Below are 25058 nucleotides of genomic sequence, written 5' to 3'. Positions count from 1 at the left end.
TATTAGCAAGACTTATATGACCAGAGTAGAAGGGGAAAATACAAGACTAAGGCATTATCTAGCTAGACTACATCGCAAGACTCTTTGTTATTCTAAATGTGAGGAAATGCTCAAGCATTCTATTAAATTATTAATACATTACTTGAAGTTTGACGATATTCCCATTCCTGGAGCATTCATACCTTGATTCAGCAACGCCATAAAGCGATCGCTTGTATGAAATCTTGGGATCGCTCTTTTACCTTCGATATTAATGGTGAGAAGAAATCAAGAAACTCAACATCAGACAAATTTGAAATCAACTCTTCCCGGTCGGGCAGTTAAGCTCAAGTCTGTTATCCCCTGAACAATACCAATCCTATCTCCGTTTTTCAAGGAAATTACGGTATCAGAACCCTGACGGATTAACTGATAGTCGCTAGCGCTTCCTTTGAGTTGGATGTAGTCATCTCGACTTGAATAATCTGTAATAATTGCATTACCGTCGCCTTGATATAAAACTCCTTGTCGTGCATTGCCAAGTACAAAAGTATCTGCACCAGCTCCACCGGTTAAAGTGTCAAATTCGCGACTGACATAACTGGCATAGCCGTCAAGGTAATCATTTCCATTGCCGCCAATGAGGGAATCATTGCCAGCTTCGCCGTACAGGGTATCATTGCCACCCAAACCGATTAAAGTATCGTTGCCGGCTCCTCCACTAATGCGATCGTCCCCTTCTGTGCCCCTTTTTGTGTTTACAGGAGCACCGCCACCATTTTTCCACTCCGAGTAGGCTTGAAGTGGACTCATTGTATTGGTTAGAACAAAATTCCGACTTCCTTTTGTTTGATAGGGAATTCCACCAATAATACTGGAATCAAAAGGTGAAGTTTGAACCTCTATGTGGAGATGAGTGTTCCTACCTTGGTTTTTGACTGTACCGAGGATCGGATCTCCAATATTCACAGAATCTCCAGCTCTCTTGCTGGTTTGGATGTGCCCATAGATCCAGCGCTTTCCATCATTACCTTCTACTGTCACAAATTGCCCTGTTGCACCATAAGATACAACATTAATAATTTTTCCGGGAACTACCGCTGAGACATTTACGTTTGCACCAACTACATAATCAATCCCAGCGTGGGAGACATTATTACCATTGTAGGGATTGCCATTAGCACCGCTGTATTCGTAGGCATAACCAGCACTCATTGGGGCGGAGAATCCAACCAGTTTTTGAGACAATTCCCTAGAGATTTGTTTTACTTCTGGTGAGGCTTCTTTAATAAGACCAGTAAGCTTACCCCCCCCCTACTGTAATTATCATCAAATAGCCAGCCATCTCCACTTTCTAAATCCCACTGTTGGTCGGTTGTCGGTAAAGGCACAATCGTTACTCCTGTTTTCATCGATTGACTTGACATTTACTATGTTGTTTCAAAACCAATAATTTTTCAGTCTGGTAAAGTGGGTTGTTTTACAGCTCAATTTTGTCGATAAAAGTCGCTTTTGGCTGAGTTTGTCGGCAAGAGTTGGAAAAAGTAGGGCGATCGGAAAATGGGTTATACTGAATTATGATTTTTGCATAACTCCCAAATATGAACGTTGACACTGCGTTAGAACTTGCAGAGGCGTCTTTTCGTGTTCGGACGGGGAGATCCCCAACCGATCTGCAAAAAAACATATTTCGTAAGGTATTAGAAGATAAGACTTACGAGCAAATTGCCAGTGAATGTAACTGCAACCTGAGTTATGCTAAGGAGTTAGGTTCCGAATTCTGGCAACTGCTGTCATCTGCACTGGGGAAAGAGGTTAGGAAAAAAAGCTTTAAGAATATACTTGCAGAAGACGATCGCTCCCCACCAACTCTCCAACTGCCCGAAAAATTGCCAGAATCCGCGATCGCCCGTTCTCGACAAGATTGGGGGGAAGCCCCTGATGTCTCTGTTTTCTACGGACGTACAGAAGAATTGACCGCACTGAAGCAGTGGATTGTAACAGACGGCTGCCGGCTGGTGGCACTGTTGGGCATGGGGGGAATTGGCAAAACGTGTCTGTCTGTCAAACTGGCACAAGAAATTCAAAATGATTTTGATTTCATTATCTGGCGAAGTCTCGATCGCACTCCACCCATACATACCGTCCTCAAAGACATCATCCGATTTATCTGTAGCCAAGAGGAAACAAATTTACCAGAAACACCTTCTGATGCCATCTCGCGAGCGATCGAGTGTTTCAACGCGCACCGATGTTTGGTAATAATTGATGGAGTCGAGACAATTATGGAAACAGGTTTGTTGGCTGGCAGATATCGAGACGGATATCAGGATTACGGTAGATTTTTCAAAAAAGTAGGTGAATTGAACCATAAAAGCTGCTTGGTATTGACAACTTCAGAAAAATCTATCGACATTTCCTTATTAGAAAATAGAACTCGCCTTGTTCGCTCTCATAAAGTGAGTGGCTTGAAAAATGAAGCCGCACAGCAAATTCTTCTCGAACGAGGGCTAGTAAAAGAAAAAGAATGGAATGATTTTATTGAAAGGTACGAAGGAAATCCGTTAGCAATATGGATGATTTCTGCAACAATTATTACTTTATTTGCTGGTAAGATTTCTGATTTTCTTAAAACAGGTACGGTCTTTATAGGAGGTCAAATAGAGGTAGTTTTATCTCAGATGTTTGAACGTGTAACTGATTTAGAAATAAAAGTAATGTGTCAATTAGCTATACTTAACAAGTCTGTTGACTTTAATCAATTGCGAGCGGAGATTTCGTCGGATATATCTAGCTCAACATTAATGAATATTTTGGAGTCATTGAGTTGGCGATCGCTGATCGAAACCGAAATCGGTCAAGACTCGTTTAGGCTACAGCCTGTAATTAGGAAATATGTTATTAATCATTATTGTATGTAACAAATAACAATTTTTAGGTCGTAGTCTGAAATCCTTGATTTTCCCGAAAGCCTATAGTGTGCTTTGTTAGCGTTGCCCTCGTTCTCGATCGCCCTGAAACCACAATCCTACGCTTTTGGCGATCGAAAACTGTCCTAAGTGTTGAAATAAAGCATATTTTATCTGCCATGCTTCAGCCTGGATTGAGACTTCAAAATCGCTATCGTATTGTGCAAGAGTTAGATTTGGATCCTCCCGGAGCATTTGGCAAAATCTTTGATATTGTTGATGAGCGAGGGAGGCCAAAAATTCTCAAAGTTCTGCATTTTGATAATTGCTCAAACTTGCAGCAAAAACAAATATCAGTATCCTTGTTTGAGCGAGAGGCTAGTGTCTTAATACGACTAGAGCATCCAGGAATTCCTAAAGTAGAACCAGACGGATATTTTCTAGATCGAGAAGGAGAAAACACGCTTTACTGTCTAGTGATGGAGAAAATTTACGGTCATAATTTGCAGCAGTGGCTAAAGCAGAGAGATTATCAACCCATCACCCAACAACAAGCAATTAACTGGTTAAAGCAACTGGTAAATATTCTGGCTTACTTGCATCAGCAGCATTATTTTCACCGAGATATTAAGCCCGCAAATATTATATTAAAACCTGATGGTCAACTGGTGTTAATAGACTTTGGAGCAGTGCGGATAGTCACAAACACTTACCTTCCAAAAATTGCTAACGAAAATGAGGGGGAAGTGACAAAGATATATACACCAGGCTACGCCCCGTTGGAGCAAATAAAAGGCAAAGCGCTGCCTCAATCCGATTTCTACGCCTTGGGACGCACTTTCGTGTTTCTTTTAACAGGAAAAAATCCATCTGACCTTGAAGACGAGCTATATGAAGAGGTGATTTGGCGAGATAAAGCACCACAAATTTCGGAATTGCTGGCAGATTTAATTGATGAGCTGATGGCTTTCTATCCCAAGAATAGACCGAAAAATCCCGAAGCAATTTTACAGGCGGTAGCTAAGATTGAATGCCTTGGTGGAGAAGGGTTGTCGGCAGTGCCTCAGACTGAGTTACGGGGAATTAGCCCGCTGAATACTGAAAGAAAGTGGCTGAAGTCATTAGCTAGAACTAAGAAAGCATTAGTCGGAATTGGAATAACAGCATTTGCTTGCGTTACTGTATTAATTTTACCTAAATTTGTTCCTTTACAAGGTCAATCTCCTGCACCTTTAAAAAATCTTTCTCTAGTCAACACCTTGAAAGGAGGTTCGGAAGTATTTGATGCAGTCACCTCAGTTGCTTTTAGCCCTGACGGACAGACGCTTGTCAGAGGTAGTTACGATGAACCGATCGAACTTTACAATTGGCGTACAGGGAAAGTCATTAAAAAACTATCTAGAGCTTCATCAAAGCTTTGGTCGGTTGCAATCAGTCCGGATGGAAAATTGCTGGCTACCGGGCCGCAACTGGAGGAGGATGGGAAAAGTGAGAAGGACACAACTATTAAGTTGTGGAATCTAGATACTGGGATGCTTTTGGGCACCCTCAAAGGTCATTCTAGCGATGTTAGATCGATTGCTTTTAGCCCTGATGGTTTGACTATCGCTAGTGCCAGCCATGACAAAACAATCAAACTGTGGCGTGTTAATACAGGAGAGCTGCTTTATACTTTTTACGGACACACTAACCACGTTACTTCGGTCGCTTTTAATCCTGATGGCAAAACCCTTGCTAGCGGTAGTGACGATCTGACTGTTAAGTTGTGGAGTCTGAATAGTAGGAAATTAATTCGCACTCTTAAAGGACATTCAGCGCAAGTTTTGTCTGTCGCTTTTAGTCCTGACGGTCAAACCCTTATTAGCAGTAGTGGCAGGAACGAAGTTAGCGGTACTGCTGAAAATAGTATTAAACTGTGGAATCCGAAAACAGGGGAATTGCAGCGCACTCTTACTGGACATCTGAGCTCGGTTTGGTGTCTTGCTATCAGCCCGGATGGGAAAACTCTGGCAAGCGGCAGTTATGATAGCTCCATTAGACTTTGGAATCTGGATACTGGCGAATTATTGCAAACTCTCACGGGACATTCAAACTGGGTTTATTCTGTTGCTTTTAGCCCCGATGGGCAGACTCTTGCCAGTGGCGGCCCAGATAGTTTTGTTAGGATTTGGAGTATTTCTCATTAATAAAGCTTAGTAGCAGCAAGCAAGTTTGTTGGTGAATCGATCTACCAATTAAGTTCTACAAACAGAGGATTGGACTGAAAAAAGACTATTCTTTTATGCCCAATCCTCAACTATCTAAAAACAGCAGTCACTCGATAGCTGCTAATTATCCTATCTACGACGAGTAGGACGGCTACTACAACTACAGCTTGAGGGAGTGCAGCGACAGGAGGCAATTAGCTGCTGCGATCGCTCTTGTGCCTGCGATTGTGACAACTCTCTGTTTGTTTGGGCGCTTGCTGCTGCTAAAGAAGGTGCGACATCTACGGCAATTATCGCTCCTGAGAGAACCAGCAAACCAAAACTTAAAAATCCAAAACGCATTGATTAACTCCGTTTGTCACTTGATTAACTTAACCTATTCATATGATGTCAGGGAAGCCCAAGTTTTTCAGTATAGAAAAGTCGGCACTTTTGTAGCCCCCTTGAGTTGGAAAAAGTCGGGTTTAGCAGGCTGGGGATTGGAAAGAAGTCTGTGGAAGAAGACGGGGCAGAAGAAGGCATCGCTTACTAACTGTTCGTAGCATGGGTTTTTTAAAGTGAAATTATGCTTGGCTTCGATCGTTCGTAAGACGGTACTTTGACAGATTTTGCGGTTCTCTTGTAACGCGATCGCCCGCCATACGATCCAAAACGGGCAGAATGACCACAACAAAATTCACTTTTTTATTTGTGGAACAAGCATCTTGCCTGTTTTTCAGTGAGAATTTTCCAACCAGCAATGACAAGCTCAACTATAACCGGAGCCAGACGATCGACCTAAAACAAGTGTCCCGCTTCCAAGTACAATCATCAGTTGTGATAGATTGGGTTTCTGGCAGGCTAATGTGAGAAATCGGCTCTAACCCACCTGTGGTTGTGGAACAGGCGTCCCGCCTGTGGTTGGCAGAGTCAATCTCAAATCTCAAATCTCAAACCTAAAATCGACATGACTTTGACAAATGATTGAAGTAGAACACTTAAGCAAAACTTACGGTTCGACCGCAGCGATCGCGGACGTGTCTTTTTCGGTCGAAGCAGGAGAAATACTTGGGTTTTTGGGGCCCAACGGCGCCGGCAAAACCACAACCATGCGGATTTTGTCGGGATATTTGCCGGCATCCAGCGGTACCGCCCGGATCGCTGGGCTCGACGTTCACGAAAATTCGATGGCTGTCAGACAGCGGATCGGCTATCTGCCAGAAAACCCGCCGCTTTATCCAGAAATGAGCGTGGAAGGGTTTCTATTTTTTGTGGCGCGGATCAAGCAAGTACCTGCAGGCGATCGCGCCCGACGTGTCACATCCGCGATCGAACGCTGCGGCCTGGTTGATAAACGCAAAGTTTTAATCCGCAAACTTTCTAAAGGATTTCGGCAACGAGTTGGTATTGCACAGGCGATCGTCCACGATCCCCCCGTCATTATCCTGGACGAACCAACCGTCGGCCTCGACCCCCGACAAATCATCGAAGTCCGCAACTTAATCAAAAGTCTTGCAGGCGAACACACTATTATCCTTTCTACCCACATTCTGCCCGAAGTCAGCATGACTTGCAGCCGCGTCACCATCATCAATCGCGGTCAAATCGTCGCCGCTGGTACTCCCGAACGTTTGATGGGAGAGTTGGCCGCCGGGGAAGGTTACGAAGTCGAAGTAGAAGGTGAGGCGGATTTGCTCAACAGTCTGCTGTTGCCTTCTTTGGAAAACGTGCCGGGAGTTCGATCGATCGAATTGATTCCCAGCCAGCAATTTTTAGCCAGTCGCTACCGCCTGCGGGCAGAATGCGAATCGGAGGTGGAACCAGGACGAGAAATCGCCGCAGCTATTATCGCCTCAGGATTCGGACTCTGCGAAATGCGCCGCAATCGCGCTACTTTGGAAGATGTGTTTTTACGGCTGACAGCGGCCCAAAAGAAACCGGAAGAAAGCCTGGTTCACAGCGAACCGGAGGTCGATCGCAATCTGGAAGCAGCGACAGAAATTCCAGACTCGATCGCCGACTCTCATCAATCGGAATCAGCACCCATTCTGGAAAATCTAGCTTCAGATAGGCAAGAATCTCTCCATGATACTCATCCAGTATCCGACGAACCAGTTTCAGATAGGCAAGAATCTCTCTATGATGCTGATCCAGTATCCGACGAACCAGTTTTAGAAACACTAGAGTCAGATAGGCAAGAGTCGCTCTATGATGCTGAATCAGTATCAGAACCAGTTGTAGAAACTGTGGAGTCGATCGCACATTCTGAATCAGTATCAGAACCAGTTGTAGAAACTGTGGAGTCGATCGCACATTCTGAATCAGTATCAGAACCAGTTGTAGAAACTGTGGAGTCGATCGAGCATTCTGATTCAGAACCGATTGTAGACAATCGGGAAGTCGCCCAAATCCCAGAGTCGAGCGAGCATTCTTATTCAGCATCAGAACCAGTTGTAGAAACTGTGGAGTCGATCGAGCATTCTGATTCAGAACCGATTTTAGACAATCTGGCAGTGGCCCAAATCCCAGAGTCGAGCGAGCATTCTTATTCAGCATCAGAACCAGTTGTAGAAACTGTGGAGTCGATCGAGCATTCTGATTCAGAACCGATTTTAGACAATCTGGAAGTGGCTCAAATCCCAGAGTCGATCGAACTTGCTGCGCCAGCATCAGAACCAGAAGCGGAAACACAAGAGTCGCTTGATGATTCTCACTCAGCATCAGAACCAGAAGCAGAAACATCAGAGACAATCAATGATATAGAACCAGAAATGCAATCAGTTGCAGAATTTCTGCAAATTGTCGAAAGACAAGAGTCGAGCGAGCTTTCTCAACTGGAACCTGTGGCAGAAATCGTAGAGTCGAGGGAGCTTTCTCAACCGGAACCTGTTGCCCAAATCGTAGAGTCGAGGGAGCTTTCTCAACCGGAACCTGTTGCCCAAATCGTAGAGTCGATTGAACCAAAATCCGAACCTGTTGCCCAAATCGCAGAGTCGAGGGAGCTTTCTCAACCGGAACCTGTTGCAGAAATCGTAGAGTTGAGCGAGCTTTCTCAACCGGAACCTGTTGCCCAAATCGTAGAGTCGATTGAACCAAAATCCGAACCTGTTGCCCAAATCGCAGAGTCGAGCGAGCTTTCTCAACCAAAATCCGAACCTGTTGCAGAACTTGTTGCAGAACCTGTTGCAGAACCTGTGCTCCAAATCGTAGAGTTGAGCGAACCTGTTGCAGAACCTGTTGCAGAACCTGTGCTCCAAATTGCAGAGTCGAGCGAAGCTAAAGCCGAACCTGTTGCCCAAATCGCAGAGTCGAGCGAACCTGTTGCCGAACCTGTTGCCCAAATCGCAGAGTCGAGCGAGCTTCCTCAACCAAAATCCGAACCTGTTGCAGAACCTATTGCCAAAATCGTAGAGTCGAGCGAAGCTAAAGCCGAATCTGTGGCCCAAATCGCAGAGTCGAGCGAGCTTCCTCAACCAAAATCCGAACCTGTTGTCAAAAATCGGCAAGTTAAAAAAAGGCCACAACCGAGTAGCGATTCTCAAGGAGAACAACCACCTGTTAACAGAAAGCGAAAAATAGAAAGAAAGCAACAAGAGAGCAACGACAGCGAAACACTGCCGGGAGGCGACTCAGAATGAAGCAATTACCAATACCCAATTACCAATTCCCAATTCCTAAATGTTAGTAATGATTAGTAATATCATCGCCATTTACCGCAAAGAACTGCAAAGCTATTTTGCATCACCATTTGCCTATGCTATCGCAGCAGTCTTTTGGCTGATCACCGGCTACTTTTTAATCGCCATTCTCCTCGCCCCGGACGGCCTAATTCCCCAAATCACCCAGCGAGATAGAATGGGAATTACCGAACCTGCGATCGACATAGCCTATGAATTTCTGCAACTTTTTCTGCGAATTATGGGTTCCCTTTCACTGTTCGTATTACCAGCACTCTCCATGGGACTTTACGCAGAAGAACGCAAGCGAGGTACCTTAGAACTTTTAGCCACATCGCCCTTAACCAATTGGGTCGTTGCTACCGGCAAACTCCTCGGCGTTTTAACATTTTATACCACAATGTTGTTGCCACTGCTCTTCTGCGAGGCGATCGCCCTAAGTTCCTCAACCCCACCCGTACCCTCCGGCGTTGTGCTGCTAGGACACGGCGGCCTAATCTTACTAGCAGCCGGAATATTGTCCCTCGGAATGTTTATTTCATCCCTTACAGACAGCACGATTTTATCCGCCATCCTCACCTTCGCTCTAGTCTTATTTCTGTGGGTAATCGATGCAGCCGCCGTCGGTATCGGCGGGCCCTTCGGAGCAGCATTAGGACAGCTTTCACTCCTAACACATTACACTAATCTTGTCAAGGGAGTTTTTGATACTAGCAGTATAATTATCTTTGCCAGTTACATCATTCTAGGAGTATTTCTCACAGCACAGTCGATCGACGCTTTGCGATATCAGCGTTCTTAAAAACAACGGGCATCGGGCCTAAAAGCATCGGGCAAACAGGACATCGGCCAAACAGGACATCGGGCATTAATCTGCCTACTGACTTATTCCTTTTGCCCATCCATTACATCAGTTACAAAATCCGTTGCCGAACTTCCTTCAACATTCGGTTATATTTTCAGGGTAAATGATTCTACCAAGTAAATCAAACAATGAGATTTATCAATCCCAAAATCGACTTTGCGTTCAAAAAGATCTTCGGTTCCAGCGACAGCAAATACATCCTCATTAATTTTTTAAACGCCATCCTTTATGAAGCACAGCCTGTCATTAAAGACTTAGAAATAATCGACTCCCAACCGGGAAATAAAACTTTCGGAGTCCCAGACACACACCTAGATGTCAAAGCCACAATTAACGGTGGCAGAATCGCCCTCATTGAAATTCAACTGCTCAACGTGCCTTCCTTCGAGAAAAGAGTGTTGTACAATGCTGCCAAAGCCTACAGCGGGCAATTAACAGGAGAAGAACGCTATGAAAGACTAAAAACAGTAACTTCCTTGAAAATTGCCGACTTTGAAATGTTTGAAAATCAGCCAGAATTTATGACTAGGTTTGTTTTCAAAGAAAAAGAGCAAAAATTTGATTGTCCAGATACTGAAATAGAATTAGTATTTGTGGAGCTGCCAAAATTCAGTAAAGAATTAGCACAATTAGAAACAGGATCTGAACAATGGATTTACTTTCTCCAAAATGCCAGTATTCTGGAGACAGTCCCCGAAACACTGAGTGCTGTTCCCGAAATTCAGAAAGCTTTTAAAATTGCCAACAAGGACAATTTTAGTCAAGAAGAATTAAAAGAGTTGCAGAACCAAGAACAGTGGATTCAAGACCAGCAGATTGCGATAGAAGTAGCAAGAGAACAACTGACAAAAACTGCTCAACTCTCATTAATATTGCGTCAACTTGTGCGACGCTTAGGCACAATCCAACCGGAACTAGAAAACTCGATCCGTCAATTAGGATTACAGGAATTAGAAGAATTAGGAGATGCTGTCCTGGATTTCAACAGTCTCTCAGATTTAACAGCCTGGTTGCAGCAGACTAACTCAATATAGAATAAAATTCTTGAACCGGAATTTGCTCACACAAACAATATTTAGCTTATGAAAATTACCAAAACAAATTGGAAATACGTTTTTTGGCTGGGCCCTCTCCTCACCGCAGCGGGGTTAACAGCAGCACTTGTATCCGCAGCGTGGGAACCCCTGACAGTCGGTTTAGTTATTGCCGGAATAGTGACGATCGCACTTTGGCTGCTATCGTTGACTTACGAACAAGGCTTTTGGGGACGACGTTCCACTCAAGCGAGTACCAACGCCCTGATTGCTACCCTCGCTGTCTTTGTGATTCTGGGAGTAATTAACTTCATAGCCTTTCGCTATCCCCTCCGCATCGACTTAACCGAAAGCCAACAATTTACCCTCGCCCCCCAGACTCAACAAATCCTGCGAAACCTGCAACAAACAGTCAAGGTTTGGGTATTTGACCCCATCCAAAATCCGCAAATTAAAGAATTGCTGCAAAGCTACAAACGCGAGGGAGGCGAAAAGTTTCAATACGAGTTTGTTGACCCCCAGGCCCAACCGGGAAAAATCAAGGAATTTAGCATTAGCAGCATCGGAGAAATTTACTTGCAATCCGGTGACAAAAAACAACTGCTGCAAAAAACTGGTACTGCTTTTGGTAGTGACCCGAATCAAGGTCTTTCGGAGATCAAACTTACCAATGGCTTAGAAGAAATTCTCAGCACTCGTACTCCTACAGTTTACTTTTTGCAAGGCAAAGGAGCTCGCCCGCTGAAAGAAGGTCAAGGGGGAATTCAGCAAGCTGAAAAAGCTCTAAAAGATAAATACTATAACTCTCAAACCCTGAATTTGAGCGAACGCAAAGAAGTGCCCGAAGATGCAGATGCTTTAATTGTTCCCGGACAGGATAAACCTTTTGCGGATGTAGAAATTAAAGCACTAAAAGCTTATCTCGATCGCGGTGGCAGTTTATTTTTAATGGTAGACCCGGCAATTAATACGGGATTAGACAAATTTTTGCAAGAATGGGGCGTAAAACTAGACAGCCGTTTGGTCATCGATGCTTCGGGTACCGGTCAAAAATTTGGCCTGGGCGCGACGGTTCCCACAGTCAGGCGTTACGGGGAACATCCGATTACTCAAAGTTTCGGTAGCGGTATTTCATTTTATCCGTTTGCACGCGCTTTGGAAACTTCGCCTGTAGTAGGGATAGAGGAAAAACCCCTGATTTGGACGAGTCAGGAAAGTTGGGCGGAAAGCGATTTGACGACTAAAAAATTGGAGTTCGATCCGAAGACCGATCGACAAGGCCCGTTATTATTAGGTGTGGCTTTGGTGCGATCGGGTTCTGAGATCACTCCGTTAAACCCCTCACCCTCACCAACACCAGTCACGCCTTCACCCCAACCATCGGCGACAACTTCGCCATCGCCAACAACTTCGCCATCGCCAACAACTTCGCCATCACCAACAACTTCACCATCACCAACAACTTCACCATCACCAACAACTTCACCATCACCAACAACTTCGCCGAAACCATCGCCATCACCAACAACTTCGCCGAAACCTTCACCATCACCGACAACTTCACCATCACCAACAACTTCGCCATCGCCGACAACTTCACCATCGCCCAAACCTTCGCCATCACCAACAACTTCGCCGAAACCTTCACCATCGGCGACAACTTCACCATCGCCAACAACTTCGCCATCACCGACAACTTCACCATCGCCAACAACTTCACCATCGCCAACAACTTCGCCATCGCCAACAACTTCGCCATCACCGACAACTTCACCCGTAGCTTCCCCAATTAGCTATTCGGTGATTGTCTCCCAAGAAGCTACACCTCCAGCATTACCAACGACTTCCCCAACACCGACAACATCTCCCACAGCATCTCCTGAAAGTTCGCCCACGCCAACACCAACAACATCTCCCACAGCATCTCCTGAAAGTTCACCCACGCCAACACCAACAACATCTCCGACAGCATCTCCCAGTCCAACCACAACTCCTTCTGTGCCTTCAACTCCTACAAAAACATCGCGCATGGTAGTAATTGGTACATCTCAATTTGTGACTAACGGTTGGTTTGACCAACAACTCAATAGCGATGTGTTTCTCAATTCAGTGAGTTGGTTGAGTAAACCAGACCAGCAAAGCTTTTCTATCAGCCCGAAAAAAGCTACGAACCGCCGCATTAACATGAATGAGCTCCAAATAGGATTGTTGGTTTTAGCTTGGCTGATTTGGCCTTTACTCGGACTGGGTATTGGTGGCGCTATTTGGTGGAAGAGAAGATAATTTTGAAGCAAGTTCGGCAACGAGCAATGTACGGGATTTAACGGATGTAAGGGATTTATTTGCCTCTTTATTGTTTTTCAACCAATTCCCAATTCCCAATTCCTAATCCCTAATTCCCGTAGGGTGCGTCAGCAGGGAATTATTAGTAACAGAGCAAAATATTCAACCCTGACGCACCCTACAATGACTGACCATACCGAATTCCCGATTATTATCAGGACATCGGGGTTTAAAACCCCGTCCTTTTAGGACGGCTTTAGTTGTAAACCTTTGTTACAATGCCAGCTAACTTTGTGCTGAAAGATCTAGCATAAGGTAGGAGGCCAAGCCATGCTAGTTTTTGAGTTCAAAGCTTACGGAAATAAGAGTCAGATTGCAGCAGTAGATGAAGCGATTCGTACAGCACAATTTGTCCGCAATAGCTGTTTGCGCTATTGGATGGACAATAGAAAAATAGATAAGTACGACTTAAACAAATATTGTGCCGTGCTGGCTAAAAATTTCCCATTTGCCGACGAACTTAACTCTCAAGCTAGACAAGCTAGTGCTGAAAGAGCCTGGTCTGCTATCTCCCGATTCTATGACAACTGTAAAAAAGGTCTTGTCGGGAAAAAAGGGTATCCCAAATTTCAGAAAAACTGTCGCTCAGTTGACTATAAATCAACTGGATGGAAACTTGCGGATGACAGGAAGTCAATCAAATTCACCGACAAAAAAGGGATTGGTAAACTCAAATTAAAGGGAACACGGGATTTGCATTTCTATCAAATCACCCAAATCAAACGGGTAAGATTGGTAAAACGTGCAGACGGCGTGTATGTCCAATTCTGTGTCGATGTCGATCGAAAGGAAAACACAGAGCCTTCTGGAAATACCATCGGATTAGACGTTGGTTTGAAGGAATATTACACCGATTCAAACGGTGTAATGGTTGAAAATCCTAAATTCCTCCGAAAAAGTGAGAAAGTTCTCAAACGTTCTAGTCGTCGTGTTTATAGAAAAGTTAAGGGTTCAAAAAATAGAGGAAAAGCTAGACAGATTTTAGGGAAACGCCACCTCAAAATAAGTAGGCAACGCAGAGACCATGCAATCAAACTTGCAAGGTGCGTAGTTCAGTCTAACGACTTGATAGCTTACGAAGACTTGAGGATTAAAAATATGGTAAAAAATCATTGTCTGGCTAAGTCTATTAATGACGCATCTTGGTATCAGTTCCGTATTTGGATTGAATACTTTGCTAAAGTATTTGAGAAAGTAACGGTGGCGGTAAATCCGCAGTATACTAGCCAAGAATGCTCTAGTTGCGGTGCAATTGTCAAGAAGACACTATCCACGAGAACCCATGTTTGTAAGTGCGGTTGTGTAATGGATAGAGATTTTAACGCAGCTAGAAATATCCTGAGTCGAGGATTGGGTACGGTAGGGCATACCGGAACCTTTGCGAACCACGCAAGTAACGCTTTGGGAGAATCGACCTCTACTTTGGCTGGAGAAATCCTGTCTAAGCAAGTTGGCTCGTAGATTAAAGAATCCCACGCCTTTAGGCCTAGGAGTGTCAAGAAATTGCAGAAAAATACATTTATATTGATAGCCGTTGCGCTGACTATGGCGGGGTTGGTTTCTTTGTACGAGACGCAAGTGTCCCCGAAACAGGAGGCGGCTAAGGACGAAAAACATAAAATTTTTACTTTCAAGTCCGATCGCGTACAATTCTTTACAGTCAAAACTCCGGAAAAAATCTTGACTTTTGAACGAGTTTATGCAAAGAAAGGTGGTAAGTCTAGCTGGGAAATGAAATTGCCGGTGCAAGCACACGCGAGTCAGGCATCGGTGGATTTTTTGCTGGACAGGCTGGCAACAGGAAAGAGCGATCGCACAATAGATATTACTGCCGCTCAACTGCCAGAATTCGGCCTCGACCAACCGCAAGCCACAGTCACAGTCAAACTGGACAACCAGGAAACTCACCGCCTAGTGTTAGGCAAAACAGACTTTAGCGGCCGCTTTTTGTACGCCCAAGCCAACCCGGCGGAAGCGCCACCTCAAAATAGTGCCGAAACTTTGCCAGTCCTGCTGGTACCTTTTGACTTTAAAAATGCTGTCCAGCGACCTTTGTCTGAGTGGAAAAAAGCAGAAACACCCAAACCTGAGAAACCGCAAACACCTTCTCCCACGCCAAGTCCTGAGAATCAATAGATGCTGGGTCGATCGAATTTGGTAAGAAACAAGACATTCGGTATAGCCTCGGAGCAAGCTGAGATAGAATTTGAAGAACAAATCCCAAAACCTCTCAATTCCCAACATTCCTCGCCTAAAATACAGAAAAGTCTAAATCTAAACTGTATTCAAGCGGCGTGCATTACTCCCAGGAAAGGGCGAATATGTTTCAGACAGCACTCAACCAAGGTACGACAGCAACGGATACAGCGCTTGACGTTGAACTCCGCAAGGTCTTTAAGGTATTTAACGGCGAAACCGCAGTCCGCGGAGTTGACCTCAGCATTCGTCAAGGAGAATTCTTTAGCATTCTCGGGCCCTCCGGCTGCGGTAAGACTACCACGCTGCGCTTAATCGCTGGGTTCGAGACTCCCTCGGCGGGCGAATTGATGATTCGCGGCCAGTCGATGACCAATACTCCAGCTTACCGCCGTCCGGTAAATACTGTGTTTCAAAGCTATGCCCTGTTCGGACACATGAATGTCTGGGACAATATTGCTTTTGGATTGCGGATTAAAAAGCTGGGGAAATCGGAAGTAGAAGAACGGGTGCGGGAAGCTTTGCAATTGGTGAAGATGGAATCTTTCGCCAACAGGTTTCCGGGTCAAATGTCGGGCGGCCAGCAGCAGCGGGTGGCTTTGGCGAGAGCTCTGGTAAATCGACCGGCGGTTCTGCTGTTGGACGAGCCCTTGGGTGCTCTGGATTTGAAGTTGCGGAAGCAGATGCAGTTGGAATTGTCGAATTTGCATCAAGAGTTGGGTTTGACTTTTGTGATGGTGACTCACGACCAAGAAGAGGCGATGAGTCTTTCTAACCGGATTGCGGTGATGCACGAGGGCAGGATTGAGCAAATTGGTTCGCCTGAAGAAATTTATGAGTGTCCCCAGACTGCTTTTGTGGCGGATTTTATTGGGGATACTAATTTGTTTTCTGGTACGGTGGAGGCGATCGACCGATCGACTATTACAGTTCGCACATCCGCCAATCTGAAAATAATCGTTCAGCAGTCGGATATGTGGAATGGCGTCATCGGTGACTCTGTGGTGGTTAGCGTCCGGCCTGAAAAAGTATATTTGAATCTCTACCAGCCGGAATTGTCGGTCAACTGTTTTGAAGGGCGGCTCAAAAACATTATGTACATGGGCACCCACGTTCATTACGTGGTTGAGTTGTCGTCCGGCGATAAAATTACGGTGCGCCAACCAAATACGGGCGGCTCTTTCCCAGACCCGCACACGCCGATTTATGCTTACTGGGGAACTACTGATTGTCTCGCGTTGGGCGATCGAAAATAATTAGTCAGTTATCCGTTGTTAGTTGTCCGTTGTTAGTTGTCCGTTGTTAGTTGTCCGTTGTTAGTTGTCCGTTGTCCGTTGTTAGTTCAAATAACAAATAATATCAAGTTCGAGCGATCGCTTATATTTATTTTTGAGTGCGAGCGTCTCGCTCGCGAGCGGGACGCTCGCACTCAAATGATAACTGATTAACCGGACATGATATAACAAATAACAAATAACAGATAACAGATAACCAATAACAGATAACCAATAACCAATTCCCATTACCAATCTTTGAATCTGTGCCTCCGACAAATCTACCAATTTCCAGGATTTTCCCGGCTAATTCCACACGCCGTCAGTTCCTAAAAAATTCGGCGGCGACAATTTCCGGGTTAGCTCTTTCCAGTTGTGGCTGGCGGCTTGCAGACGTACAATCTGCTCCTCCCGTCAAAGGTGCTGCTGACCAACTTTTCATCTATACTTGGGCAGGCTATACCGATAAAGCTTTGCTCGATCGCTTTGCTGAAAAAACCGGCATTCGCGTAGTCGCCGACGTGTTTAGCTCCAACGAAGAGATGCTGGCTAGAGTTCAAGCTGGTGGCGGCCGCGCCTACAGCATCATTTACCCGTCTGACTACATGGTGGTTCAGATGACGGAACTGGGGCTGTTGACTCAATTAGACCACTCGATTTTGGGCGGACTCGATCGACTAAAAAAACAGTTTCAAAACCCTGTATACGACCCTGGAAACCGCTACAGCGTTCCTTTGAGCTGGGGAACCACAGGCTTGATTTACAACAGCGAACAACTCAAAGAAGCTCCAGAAGATTGGAGCTATTTGTGGCAGCACAAAAAAGAGTTAGCAAGGCGAATGACGCTAGCGAGCGATGTTCGAGAAGTCATGGGCGCTGCGTTGCGAATGCTGGGCTATTCTCTAAATTCTACGAACCAAGAGCAAGTTAAACAAGCTTACCAAAAGTTGGTGGAACTCAAACCTGCGATCGCATCTTTTACCACGGATGCTTGGCGGCCGCAAATGCTGACGGGGGATTTGAAGATAGCCATGTGTTATTCTTCTGATGCCAATGAAGTAATTTCAGATAACGACAAATTAAAGTATGTCGTACCAAAAAGCGGTTCTTCTCTGTGGACTGATACTTTAGTAATTCCCAAAGGTGCTCCCAATCCCGATGCAGCTTATAAGTGGATTAACTTTATGTTGCAAGCGGATGTCGCTGCTTCTCTAGTAGAAAGGCTCAGTTTTTCAACTCCTTCGGAAGATGCTTATAGTTTGCTGACGCCGGAAGTTCGCGAAAACGAGCTTCTTTTCCCTTCGGAAGCTGTTTTGAAAAATTGTGAAGGTGTGGCTCCAGTGGGGAAATTTATGGAAGTGTACGATCGCTATTGGACTAAATTAACCGCTGGTTAACCCTAACCTGTAGGAGCAAATTTGACCAACAATCTCTGACTCTCGCCCCCAGAGTCGATCGCCCGCATCAATTTTTCCGACAATAAGTCGATCTCGTACATTTAGATTTACCGTTGGGTGGGGGCGGGTTTATACGAATTCGGGCTTTGAAATTAAAGATTTTGGTGAATTCGCCCCTACCGCTAAAAAATCCAAACTATTATTTATGGCTGTTTCTACCAAAGCTCCCCCTCCGATTCCTCCCACTGCTCCAGTCAAGCCTGAAAGCGTCCCCCCATGGTCAAAGTGGACAGGCCCGCTGGCATTGCTCGGCCCTTCAGGCTTGTTCCTGGTTTTATTATTAGTAATACCAACTCTGGTGATTTTTCAACTTAGCTTGGTACCGAATATTAAGCCGGGAGATTTGGTAAATCCTTCGGGAATCGGCAACTACCTGCGAGTGTTTGAGCCGCTTAACTTGCAGGTGATGGGTCGATCGCTCTTTTTTGCCACGGGAACGACTATTCTGTGCTTACTGCTGGGATTTCCTGTCGCTTACTGGATCGCGCTCAATGTCTCGCCCAAGTGGCGGAATTTAACTTTGTTGGGCTTTGTGTTGCCGCTGTGGACTTCTTCACTTTTGCGATCGTATGCTTGGATTACAATTCTGCGTCCTACGGGCGTTCTCAACTCGCTCCTGGGACTTTTGGGCATCCCTCCTCTAGAATTGTTAAATCAAAGTTCCGCCGTTCTAATCGGCATGGCTTACAGCTATTTGCCCTATATCGTAACCATTCTCTACGCTTCCTTGGAAAAGCTCGATCGCAGATTGCTAGAAGCGTCTCAGGATTTGGGCGCAAATCCCATAGAAACTTTCTGGAAAGTGACAGTACCGCAGACAATGCCGGGGATTGCGGCGGGTTCTTTGCTAGTATTTATTAGCTGTTTGGGGGATTTTGTCGATCCCGAGTTGCTCGGTGGAGCTTCTAGCATGACGGCTGCTCGTTTGATTTACAATCAGTTTTTGGGGGCGACTCAAAATTGGGGGCTGGGTTCGGCTCTGAGTATGGTATTAATCTTTGCAGTGAGTATCGGAATTGCACTTTTACTCAAATATGGCGATCGTAATGCAGTTTAGTCAGTTGACAGTTGACAGTTGACAGTTGACAGTTGACAGTTGACAGTTGACAGTTGACAGTTGACAGCAGTCATTAGTTATTAGTTATTAGTCATTAATTAGTTGCTACAAATTCTCTTCAAATCGATGCCCGATGCCCGATGCCCGATGCCCGATGCCCGATGCCCGATGCCCGATGCCCAATTCCCAATTCCCCGATTACCAATTACCAATTCCCGATTAACGAGATATGGAAAATACCGCCGACAATCCACAGGAGGAAATACAACCCGATATGTACTTAAAACCTAAATTTAAGATTTCTTGGCAGGCAATATTTACCGTTTCAATGTTTTTTTATATGTACCTGCCAATTTTGGTACTCACATTTTACAGCTTTAACAAATCCCGTTTTAGCGCCGGCTGGGAAGGATTTACTTTAGATTGGTACGTTAAATTATTTAGCGATACGCGGATTTTAATTGCCCTGAGAAACAGTTTAACAGTTGCTGTTTGTGCAGTTGCCATCTCGGCGGTACTAGGCACTTTAATGGCCGTTGGTTTAGCCCGCTACCGCTTTCCCGGCAAAAGTTTATATCAGGGAGTTTCCTACTTGCCGATTATTATTCCAGATATTGCGAGCGCGGTTGCTACTCTGGTATTTTTAGCAGCGCTAGCTATTCCTCTGAGTTTGTGGACAATTGTTGCCGCCCACGTTGTGTTTTGTCTGGCTTACATTGCTCTAGCTGTTTCTACGAGATTGGCAGATTTAAACCCTTATTTAGAAGAAGCTGCCTTGGATTTGGGTGCAACGCCTATTGAAGCTTTTATTCAGGTTTTGCTACCTCAATTAATACCTGGAATTGTTTCGGGTTGTCTGCTATCTTTTGTGCTCAGCATGGACGATTTTTTGATTGCGAGTTTTACCGCAGGTAGCGGGACTACAACTCTACCGATGGAAATTTTTAGCCGGATTCGGACTGGTGTAAAACCTGATATTAATGCTCTGAGCGTGCTCTTGATAGTAGGTTCGGGAGGATTGGCGTTTTTAGCGGAATATTTGCGCGGTAGGGGCGACCAAAAACAGGCTCCTTAGTCGTCAGTAGGGGCGGTGCCCCCGTGCCCGCCCTCTCTCTTAGTAGATTAGTCATTAGTCGTAGGGTGCGTCGCCACAGAAAATTTCTAACTTAATATCGACAATCTCATAGCGACGCACCTGATAGCATTGAGAAAATATCTGCGTTAATCCGCGTTAAGGAGCGATTTCCCTATAAGTCATAGTCGTAGGGTTCGTCGCCACAGAAAATTTCAACTCAATATCAACAATCTCACAGCAACGCACCTGATAGCATTGCCACCGACTAAAGAACTCAAATTAGGTGCTATACTAAAACGGATTTGACTGAATGTTAATGCAGGCGGCTGTTAGGCAGTGAACAAAACTAGATAATACCCATATCGGATATAATGTGCCAGTGCCATAATACAAAAATGCGGAAAGATTTTAATAAAAATCAGGAGTTCTTGTGAAGATTGTACTCGCAAAAATATTAGAACACAAAGAGGCTTACGCCAACTTGCCACTATTCCAATATATGCGGGATGCAAGTTTATCTGAAGAACAGCGGCTGTCTTTTTACCCGTGTATGGCGCATTTTATTCTGAGTTTTGGGGATATCAACAAATATATGCTGCGCTCCGAGCCGACAAGCGATGAGTACCAGCAGCGGGTGAACATTCATACCTATGAAGACGACCACCATTGGCTTTGGTACCTTGAAGATTTTGCCAAACTCGGTTTCGATAATCGGTGCACTCCAACGAACCTGATGCGTTTTTTGTGGAGCGACGAAACACGCCAAAATCGAATTCTAACTTACCGCCTGGCTGCTCTCATTTCTACAGCAAGTGCTGTAGAACGGCTTGCCATAATTGAGGCGATTGAAGAAACTGGAAATGTCCTTTTCAGTACCGTGCAGGATCTGGCAAAAGCCATTGAGTTGCGGCGCAACATCGAATTGCGATACTGCGGGGCATTTCACTTTAACCTAGAGTCAGGTCATTTGGTAGGAAGCGATCGCATTGATATTTCAGAAATTTGCCTCAATGGTGCGATTCAGACCCGCTGTCTGGAGCTCGTTGATGAAGTCTTTGGGTTATTTGAGTCGTGGACTCACGAACTCCTCAGCTATGCAAAAGAAAATTCCTCAGCTATCCAAAAGCACACTTCTTTTTTAGGTTAATTCGATTCCTTAAAAGTCTAGCCATTGACTAAAGATCTCAAATGGGATCTATAGACAATCTCATAGCGACGCACCTGATAGCATTGAGAAAATATCTGAGTTAATCCGCGTTAAGAATCGGTTTTCCTAGAAGTTTTAAAGGTTCGCAACACGGATTGAACGGGAGCAACGACATTACTAAGAGGTGCTAACTAACCGTAAGGTGCGTCAGGAGAAAAATTATTAATCTGCGTACACCCTACAATAACTAACTAACCTTCCGCTCGGGAAGGTGGTAATTTCACTTTACTAGCCAAACCTACTGCTTCCAAGGCTTGAATTGTCATCCAGGTGAAGTCAATTTCCCACCATTTCATACCGTGACGGGCAGAGTATTGATAAGCGTGGTGGTTGTTGTGCCAGCCTTCCCCGTAAGTCAAAACTGCAACCCACCAACAGTTAGTAGAACTATCTTCGGTTTCGTAAGTGCGGTAGCCAAATTTGTGAGTTGCACTGTTCACAAACCAAGTGCAGTGATATACCAAAACTAAGCGGGCAAAGATTACCCAAACTACAAATGACCAGCCTGCTACGAAGTAAAGCAACACGCCAAAGACGATTTGCATCGGGAGAAAGTAGTTTTGCAAAAATCGGTAAAATGGATCGCTGGCAATGTCTTTTGTACAGCGGGGAATTTCAGCGTGAGCCGGGCCTTTATATAGCATCCAGCCGAGGTGACTCCACCAAAAACCCTTTTGGGCATTGTGAGGGTCGATCGCATTTTGGTCAGAGTGGGTGTGGTGCAATCGGTGCAGTCCAACCCAATCAATTATTCCTCCTTGACAGGCAAGGGCTCCGCAAAATGCTAGAAAGTATTCTACGAATTTTGGTGCCTGAAAACTGCGGTGGGTGAGCATACGATGCCATCCGAGAGTTATTCCCAAACCGCCTGTTATCCAGTGCATGAATACTGTTAAACCAACTGCTGTCCAATTGAAGTTGCTGGGAAGCAGTGCGAACAAAGCACCGATGTGAAGTCCTGCTAAACTAATAACGTGCTTCCAATTGTATTGGAGTTTTTCTTGCGTTGCTATTGTCATTCTATTTTTGGTTTCTGATGAGATGCCGAGCTAGATTCACGCATAAAAGTTTGGATTGAGCAGTGAACTTTCTTGCTGCACACTTGCCCAAACGAATCAAAAATGAATGAATTATAGATTTAGGATGAGGATTGAAAAAGATTTACGGTTTAATGAATGAAAATAAAAACTTTGGCTGCTAAACAAAATTTTTTGTTCTCAAATCTATTATAACTGATTATGGTTTTGGTTGGGTCGATCGCACAAGATGATTCAATCTCAGTTCAACCCAACCTTTAGCGATCGCAAAAACAGGATTAGGCATTGGTCACGAGCCATTAGTCCAGAACTGATGACCGACAACCAATGACTAAATTGCCGATCGCCCTATTTTTCTGCTAACTTCACTTTGGTTGCCAAACCCAGCGATTGCAGCAGTTGAATTGTCATCCAGGTCAAATCGATTTCCCACCATTGGAGACCGTGGCGAGCGGAGTATTGGAAAGCGTGGTGGTTGTTGTGCCAGCCTTCGCCGTAGGTGAGCAAAGCCACCCACCAGCAGTTAGTCGAACCATCGCCGGACTCGTAGGTGCGGTAGCCGAATTTGTGGGTAGCGCTATTAACCAGCCAAGTGCAGTGGAACACCACTACAATCCGCATGAATACGCCCCAAACCACGAAAGACCAGCCGCCTAATAAATAAAGCAACACACCGAAGACAATTTGGAGGGGTATAAAATATGCTTGGAGAAACTTGTATACTGGGTCGTCGCCGATGTCTTTCGTAAAGCGGGGGATTTCAACTCGGATCGGCAGATCTGACAGCATCCAGCCCATGTGGCTCCACCAGAAGCCTTGATTGGAATCGTGGGGATCTGTTTCCGTGTCGGAATGGATGTGGTGTAACCGGTGCATTCCTACCCAGTCAATCGGGCCGCCTTCACAGGACAGGGTGCCACAAATCACTAGGAAGTATTCGAGCCATTTCGGTGTTTGAAAACTGCGGTGGGTGACGAGACGGTGAAATCCGAGGGTTATTCCTAAACCACCTGTTACCCAGTGCAGGAATACTGCTAGACCGACCGCAGACCAGCTAAAGTTACCGGGCAGCAAAGCAAATAAAGCGCCGGTGTGCAGAAAGGCCATAAAGCCTATGACAGGCCAATCAGGAGAAGTTTTTTTGGAAGTTACAATCGTCATGAATATCTTATGTTTACAAACTAGGGGCCGCATCTACGCCATAATGAACAGCGCGCACGCAAGTGGTGAGCGAGGTATAGATGAATAGCGTTTCACGGCTACAGGAAGCAGAACAGGCACTCTTTCAGATTTTTTCTGGTATTGACGCGACAGTCAAGCAAAATCTTCAAAGAGTCTTAAAAGCTTTTCGCAGCCACCGGGTTGGAGTCCACCATTTTGCAGGAGTTACGGGTTACGGCCACGATGATTTGGGTCGGGAGACTTTGGACGGGGTATTTGCCGAAGTTGTAGGGGCCGAGGCGGCAGCGGTGCGGGTACAGTTTGTTTCGGGTACTCACGCGATCGCCTGTGCTCTGTTTGGCATCCTGCGTCCCGGTGACGAAATGTTGGCAGTGGCTGGTTCTCCCTACGATACTTTAGAAGAAGTGATCGGCTTGCGGGGGCAAGGTCAAGGTTCACTTATTGACTTCGGCATTAGTTACCGTGAGTTGCCTCTAACTCGCGAAGGTAGTGTGGATTGGCAGACATTGAGCTCTGCTATTTCAACAAAAACTCGCCTGGTTTTGATCCAGCGCTCTTGCGGTTATTCTTGGCGATCGAGTCTGTCTATTTCTGAGATTAAAAAAATCGTCGATCTAGTCAAACATCAGAATCCTAACACAATTTGCTTTGTTGATAATTGTTACGGCGAGTTTGTTGATGATTGCGAACCTACTGCTGTGGGTGCAGATCTGATGGCGGGTTCTTTAATCAAAAATCCAGGGGGTACGATCGTCCCTGCGGGCGGTTACGTGGCCGGGAGGGCGGATCTGGTGGAGGCGGCAACTTGTCGCTTGACAGCCCCCGGCATCGGTAGCAGCGGGGGCGCGACTTTTGATTTGAACCGCTTGCTGTTTCAGGGTTTGTTTATGGCCCCGGGGTTTGTGGGCGAGGCGATGAAGGGCAATCATTTGACGGCTTATGTTTTTTATAAGCTGGGTTATCGGGTGAATCCCATTCCTTTGGCGAGGCGCAGGGATGTAATTCAGGCGATCGAATTCGGTTCTGCTGATAAGTTAATTGCTTTCTGTCGGGCTGTGCAGCAAAATTCCCCAGTCGGTTCGTATTTAGACCCGGTGCCGGCGCCGATGCCGGGATACGAGAGTCAGTTGGTGATGGCTGGCGGTACTTTTATTGATGGCAGTACCTCGGAGTTTTCAGCAGACGGGCCTCTGCGAGAACCATATGTGGCTTTTTGTCAAGGGGGTACTCATTGGACTCATGTGTCGATCGCCCTGGAAGCTGCGATCGAGGCTGTCGGGCCGGCCAAGTAAGTTTGGTATAAAACCGTGGTTTTTGAGTGATACATTTCGTCTGAGCTTGCCTGAGCAACGGGTAAACAAACAGAATACCCAAAGTCCCGACTTTTTCGGTGAAGTCGGGACTCTAACGGCGATCGCGTCTTAATTTAATTAGAACGACCTACTTATTTTTCCGCTAGTGTCATGAATTATTCGCGGAGATGACAGGAGCGATGAAAAGCCGCTAAAACGAGAAGGTACCGCCATTTCCCGTAATTTGCCATGACGATTTTAGAGCGAGAAGCCCAGATTTTACGAGTC

General features: G+C 45.4%; 19 protein-coding genes and 1 pseudogene. 16 read left to right on the top strand and 4 right to left on the bottom strand.

What is annotated here, in order from left to right:
* On the top strand, nucleotides 1-187 hold a 187-nt coding region (locus tag QZW82_RS29795), incomplete at its 5' end, for an IS1 family transposase (RefSeq protein WP_293155774.1).
* 95 nt (nucleotides 188-282) lie between these two features.
* Here the strand turns inward: QZW82_RS29795 and QZW82_RS29790 are convergent.
* Together QZW82_RS29790 and QZW82_RS29785 are read right to left on the bottom strand one after the other, a co-directional pair.
* Nucleotides 283-1194 carry a peptidoglycan DD-metalloendopeptidase family protein gene (locus QZW82_RS29790; RefSeq protein WP_293157201.1) on the bottom strand — a complete coding sequence of 304 codons (912 nt, stop codon included), beginning with the start codon at nucleotides 1192-1194 and terminating at the stop codon, nucleotides 283-285.
* Nucleotides 1195-1244: 50 nt separating this feature from the next.
* Nucleotides 1245-1391, bottom strand: a complete 147-nt coding sequence (locus QZW82_RS29785; protein WP_293157198.1) for a hypothetical protein — start codon at nucleotides 1389-1391, stop codon at nucleotides 1245-1247.
* Nucleotides 1392-1580: 189 nt separating this feature from the next.
* On the opposite strand from QZW82_RS29785, the gene QZW82_RS29780 reads away from it, so the two are divergent.
* From QZW82_RS29780 to QZW82_RS29715, 14 genes and pseudogenes are all read left to right on the top strand, one after another.
* On the top strand, nucleotides 1581-2900 hold the full coding sequence (locus QZW82_RS29780; protein WP_293157195.1) for an NB-ARC domain-containing protein: 1320 nt from the start codon (nucleotides 1581-1583) through the stop codon (nucleotides 2898-2900).
* 56 nt (nucleotides 2901-2956) lie between these two features.
* Nucleotides 2957-5074, top strand: a complete 2118-nt coding sequence (locus tag QZW82_RS29775; RefSeq protein ID WP_293157192.1) for a serine/threonine-protein kinase — start codon at nucleotides 2957-2959, stop codon at nucleotides 5072-5074.
* Nucleotides 5075-5262: 188 nt separating this feature from the next.
* Nucleotides 5263-5637 carry a hypothetical protein gene (locus QZW82_RS29770; protein ID WP_293157189.1) on the top strand — a complete coding sequence of 125 codons (375 nt, stop codon included), beginning with the start codon at nucleotides 5263-5265 and terminating at the stop codon, nucleotides 5635-5637.
* Nucleotides 5638-6054: 417 nt separating this feature from the next.
* Nucleotides 6055-6999 (top strand): annotated as a pseudogene (locus tag QZW82_RS29765) (ABC transporter ATP-binding protein); the annotation flags it as partial.
* Between the two features lie 1753 nt (nucleotides 7000-8752).
* Complete coding sequence (locus QZW82_RS29760; RefSeq protein WP_293157186.1) at nucleotides 8753-9553, top strand: ABC transporter permease; 801 nt, start codon at nucleotides 8753-8755, stop codon at nucleotides 9551-9553.
* Between the two features lie 191 nt (nucleotides 9554-9744).
* Entirely contained in the window at nucleotides 9745-10650 is a 906-nt protein-coding gene (locus QZW82_RS29755) for an Rpn family recombination-promoting nuclease/putative transposase (RefSeq protein ID WP_293157183.1), read from the top strand.
* A gap of 48 nt (nucleotides 10651-10698) precedes the next feature.
* Nucleotides 10699-12933 (top strand): Gldg family protein, encoded by a 2235-nt coding sequence (locus tag QZW82_RS29750; RefSeq protein WP_293157180.1) that lies wholly within the window; start codon nucleotides 10699-10701, stop codon nucleotides 12931-12933.
* A 330-nt stretch (nucleotides 12934-13263) separates the two neighbouring features.
* Nucleotides 13264-14454 carry a transposase gene (locus QZW82_RS29745; RefSeq protein ID WP_293157177.1) on the top strand — a complete coding sequence of 397 codons (1191 nt, stop codon included), beginning with the start codon at nucleotides 13264-13266 and terminating at the stop codon, nucleotides 14452-14454.
* A 117-nt stretch (nucleotides 14455-14571) separates the two neighbouring features.
* Nucleotides 14572-15129, top strand: a complete 558-nt coding sequence (locus tag QZW82_RS29740; protein WP_293157174.1) for a DUF4340 domain-containing protein — start codon at nucleotides 14572-14574, stop codon at nucleotides 15127-15129.
* 185 nt (nucleotides 15130-15314) lie between these two features.
* Nucleotides 15315-16445, top strand: coding sequence for an ABC transporter ATP-binding protein (locus tag QZW82_RS29735; protein WP_293157171.1), 1131 nt, complete (start codon nucleotides 15315-15317; stop codon nucleotides 16443-16445).
* 284 nt (nucleotides 16446-16729) lie between these two features.
* Nucleotides 16730-17860, top strand: coding sequence for a spermidine/putrescine ABC transporter substrate-binding protein (locus QZW82_RS29730; RefSeq protein WP_293157168.1), 1131 nt, complete (start codon nucleotides 16730-16732; stop codon nucleotides 17858-17860).
* A 205-nt stretch (nucleotides 17861-18065) separates the two neighbouring features.
* Nucleotides 18066-18977: an ABC transporter permease gene (locus tag QZW82_RS29725; protein ID WP_293157165.1), complete on the top strand. Its 912-nt coding sequence runs from the start codon at nucleotides 18066-18068 to the stop codon at nucleotides 18975-18977.
* Nucleotides 18978-19206: 229 nt separating this feature from the next.
* The gene (locus QZW82_RS29720; RefSeq protein WP_293157162.1) at nucleotides 19207-20052 is read left to right on the top strand and encodes an ABC transporter permease; all 846 of its coding nucleotides are present in this window, start codon (nucleotides 19207-19209) and stop codon (nucleotides 20050-20052) included.
* A 430-nt stretch (nucleotides 20053-20482) separates the two neighbouring features.
* Nucleotides 20483-21199, top strand: coding sequence for a hypothetical protein (locus tag QZW82_RS29715; protein ID WP_293157159.1), 717 nt, complete (start codon nucleotides 20483-20485; stop codon nucleotides 21197-21199).
* 251 nt (nucleotides 21200-21450) lie between these two features.
* Here the strand turns inward: QZW82_RS29715 and QZW82_RS29710 are convergent, their stop codons facing one another.
* Together QZW82_RS29710 and QZW82_RS29705 are read right to left on the bottom strand one after the other, a co-directional pair.
* Complete coding sequence (locus QZW82_RS29710) at nucleotides 21451-22278, bottom strand: fatty acid desaturase (protein ID WP_293157157.1); 828 nt, start codon at nucleotides 22276-22278, stop codon at nucleotides 21451-21453.
* A 366-nt stretch (nucleotides 22279-22644) separates the two neighbouring features.
* The gene (locus tag QZW82_RS29705; protein ID WP_293157155.1) at nucleotides 22645-23457 is read right to left on the bottom strand and encodes an acyl-CoA desaturase; all 813 of its coding nucleotides are present in this window, start codon (nucleotides 23455-23457) and stop codon (nucleotides 22645-22647) included.
* Between the two features lie 80 nt (nucleotides 23458-23537).
* Here QZW82_RS29705 and QZW82_RS29700 point away from each other — a divergent pair, with 80 nt between their 5' ends.
* A complete protein-coding gene (locus QZW82_RS29700) occupies nucleotides 23538-24770 on the top strand; it encodes a methionine gamma-lyase family protein (protein WP_293157153.1) in 1233 nt (410 codons plus the stop codon).
* Nucleotides 24771-25058: the final 288 nt, after the last annotated feature.

The organism is Microcoleus sp. bin48.metabat.b7b8b9.023 (assembly GCF_013299185.1).
Lineage (GTDB): Bacteria > Cyanobacteriota > Cyanobacteriia > Cyanobacteriales > Microcoleaceae > Microcoleus.
Note: the sequence above shows the minus strand (reverse complement) of the source record. Positions and strands in the feature narration are given on the sequence as shown.

Excerpts from the sequence above, each read along its gene's own strand:
- QZW82_RS29790 (WP_293157201.1), bottom strand. The coding sequence starts at position 1,194 with ATGAGTGCTGGTTATGCCTACGAATACAGCGGTGCTAATGGCAATCCC.
- QZW82_RS29785 (WP_293157198.1), bottom strand. The coding sequence starts at position 1,391 with ATGAAAACAGGAGTAACGATTGTGCCTTTACCGACAACCGACCAACAG.
- QZW82_RS29780 (WP_293157195.1), top strand. The coding sequence starts at position 1,581 with ATGAACGTTGACACTGCGTTAGAACTTGCAGAGGCGTCTTTTCGTGTT.
- QZW82_RS29760 (WP_293157186.1), top strand. The coding sequence starts at position 8,753 with ATGTTAGTAATGATTAGTAATATCATCGCCATTTACCGCAAAGAACTG.
- QZW82_RS29755 (WP_293157183.1), top strand. The coding sequence starts at position 9,745 with ATGAGATTTATCAATCCCAAAATCGACTTTGCGTTCAAAAAGATCTTC.
- QZW82_RS29750 (WP_293157180.1), top strand. The coding sequence starts at position 10,699 with ATGAAAATTACCAAAACAAATTGGAAATACGTTTTTTGGCTGGGCCCT.
- QZW82_RS29745 (WP_293157177.1), top strand. The coding sequence starts at position 13,264 with ATGCTAGTTTTTGAGTTCAAAGCTTACGGAAATAAGAGTCAGATTGCA.
- QZW82_RS29735 (WP_293157171.1), top strand. The coding sequence starts at position 15,315 with ATGTTTCAGACAGCACTCAACCAAGGTACGACAGCAACGGATACAGCG.
- QZW82_RS29725 (WP_293157165.1), top strand. The coding sequence starts at position 18,066 with ATGGCTGTTTCTACCAAAGCTCCCCCTCCGATTCCTCCCACTGCTCCA.
- QZW82_RS29720 (WP_293157162.1), top strand. The coding sequence starts at position 19,207 with ATGGAAAATACCGCCGACAATCCACAGGAGGAAATACAACCCGATATG.
- QZW82_RS29710 (WP_293157157.1), bottom strand. The coding sequence starts at position 22,278 with ATGACAATAGCAACGCAAGAAAAACTCCAATACAATTGGAAGCACGTT.
- QZW82_RS29705 (WP_293157155.1), bottom strand. The coding sequence starts at position 23,457 with ATGACGATTGTAACTTCCAAAAAAACTTCTCCTGATTGGCCTGTCATA.
- QZW82_RS29700 (WP_293157153.1), top strand. The coding sequence starts at position 23,538 with ATGAATAGCGTTTCACGGCTACAGGAAGCAGAACAGGCACTCTTTCAG.